The following is a 2,245-nucleotide window of genomic DNA, read 5'->3' on the forward strand; positions in this document are numbered from 1 at the left end:
GTAGCTTCTACAAGTTCAGGTAGTATAACCATTAATACGGATCAACAGCGGGTTGTGGGAGATAAGCGGTATGAGTTGAGTAATCACTTGGGGAATGTGCTGGCTACCATTTCAGATCGTAAGTTGCCGGAGTTTGATTTGGGAGAAGGGTTGGCGTATTATAAGCCGGATGTGGTTTCTTACTCGGATTATATGCCGTTTGGGATGCAGATGGCAGAAAGGAATGGGAGTGCTGGAGACTACAGATATGGCTTTAATGGGAAAGAAATGGATAATGAAGTTTTAGGTAATGGAAATCAGTACGATTATGGGTTTAGGATTTATAATCCACGAATCGCTAAGTTTTTAAGTGTTGACCCGTTAACTGCTTCATATCCTTGGTATACCCCCTATCAATTTGCTGGAAATATGCCGATACAAGCAATTGATTTAGATGGTTTAGAGGAATATCTTGTTAATCGAACTTATATTTCTGATGGTAATCATGGTTACTATGTTCAAATTAGGGTAGTTTATGTCTTGCCAAAAAATCAAAGAAAAGGAACAGAACCTGGTTCTTACGATTTAACTAATAATATTGGTGAAATAAGTACTACCGTTCAAAATAAGAAAATACAAAGCGGCTCAGTAGAGTCTATAATTGTTAATAAAAAGATAGAAGGAAAATATCTAAAAGAAGGAACTTCTAATGTTGGATATACTTTAAAAAGTAGTGTTGAGGCAAACGATGGTGAATATATGACTTCTACGTTCACTGATGATATTTGGAGTGCGCTTTCTAATAAAGAAGAGGAGAATGAAGTGTTCTATCAAAAAATACCTATACCTCATATTATTCCAAGTATCATAACTTATGAGCCTAGCGATAAAGGTGACCATTTTAGTACAAATCGTGGGGGAGGTTCTAAAGAAGAAAGTGCAATTATATCAGCTACAAACAATTTGTTGGAAATAGATGATTTAAACTTAAATATTAAAGTTTCCTTTAAAGAGGGGATGACTATAGATGATGCTCAAAAGCAAGCGAATGAAATTAAACAGAAAATAATAACGCTTGCAAAATCAAAAACAGATGATAAAAGCGTAATTGAAAATTTGGAAAAAAGAATAGGAATTACAGAATCCAATCCAAATCCACAATCTCGAGCAAGAGTTTCGATTACCTATGAATTACCAAAGGAAAAATAATGATTAATAAAAATTACTTGAGTATATTATTGCTGCTTTTTGTTGTTTTTGAGTGTCATTCTCAAAATTTATTTCCTTTAATAAAAGTGAGAAAAATGGACTCAATGACTCATAATGATAGTTACAGAGGTGATATAATGCCTCGGAACAACTCAGAGTCAGATAAATATAAGCGTGCATTTTTTATCTCTGTGGATAGTCCATATTTTGGGCATTTAGATAGTGTAGTGTTTCGATGTTGTGTGGATTTTCAGAATGATACTATAAGTGACGATAGTAATAAATATTATTCCCAGTCTTTATATTCTTTTAACAGGGGTGTAGATACTCTTGTTATTGGGAGTAATCTATATGTAGAAGTCAACCCCTTTCCAAACGTTTTTGCATACTACGTCATTGAAGTGATTGATAACGATACAATCCAAAAAGTATTAGGAGAACCTCATTACTCTTTTCATTCAAACTTTCTTATAGAATCATCTTGTATGTATAATAATGAATATGGAAGTGTAAAATACTATTGGGACAATAAGGGTAGAATAGAAAAAAAGGGAGCGTTTTGGTTAAATGAAAAAAATGGCATTTGGACTTATTATAATAAAAGAGGAAGAATCATAAAAGAAGATAAATATGATAAAGGAGTTTTAATAAGTTCAGAAAAGCGGTAGTGTCTCAAACTATCACCTATCGACAAATGAAACCACCTATAACTACCGTTACGATGCCATCGGACAGCTTGTCCAGGACAAGACGGAAGAAATCGAGAACATCGAGTGGACAGTAACAGGTAAAGTGAAAAAGATTGAACGTTATGCGTTTAGTGAAAAACCTGATTTAGAGTTTGATTACGACCCAATGGGACAACGCATTACCAAGACAGTGTATCCAAAGTCTGCTCCTGGTGTGATAGATGTTGCAGGAGTCAAAAAAACCTATTATATTAGAGATGCACAAGGGAATGTAATGACGGTATATACACTCAAAGCAGAAGATGGTGAGACCAATCTGTACCTAACAGAACGGAATTTGTATGGATCTTCTCGTTTGGGAGTGGAGC

At 34.6% G+C, this 2,245-nt stretch carries 3 protein-coding genes; all 3 read left to right on the forward strand.

Going from position 1 to position 2,245, the window contains the following annotated elements; all coding sequences use genetic code 11:
• Positions 1-1,188, forward strand: a 1,188-nt coding sequence (locus ABDZ97_RS17550) for an RHS repeat domain-containing protein (RefSeq protein ID WP_343791098.1), incomplete at its 5' end; no start/stop codon positions are given.
• Positions 1,188-1,856: a toxin-antitoxin system YwqK family antitoxin gene (locus ABDZ97_RS17555; protein WP_343791101.1), complete on the forward strand. Its 669-nt coding sequence runs from the start codon at positions 1,188-1,190 to the stop codon at positions 1,854-1,856. The genes ABDZ97_RS17550 and ABDZ97_RS17555, both read left to right, overlap by 1 nt.
• A gap of 124 nt (positions 1,857-1,980) precedes the next feature.
• The coding region (locus ABDZ97_RS17560) for a hypothetical protein (RefSeq protein WP_343791104.1) at positions 1,981-2,245 on the forward strand (265 nt) is incomplete at its 3' end.

It is taken from the genome of Wandonia haliotis, from assembly GCF_039523435.1.
Classification (GTDB): Bacteria; Bacteroidota; Bacteroidia; order Flavobacteriales_D; family Crocinitomicaceae; genus Wandonia; species Wandonia haliotis.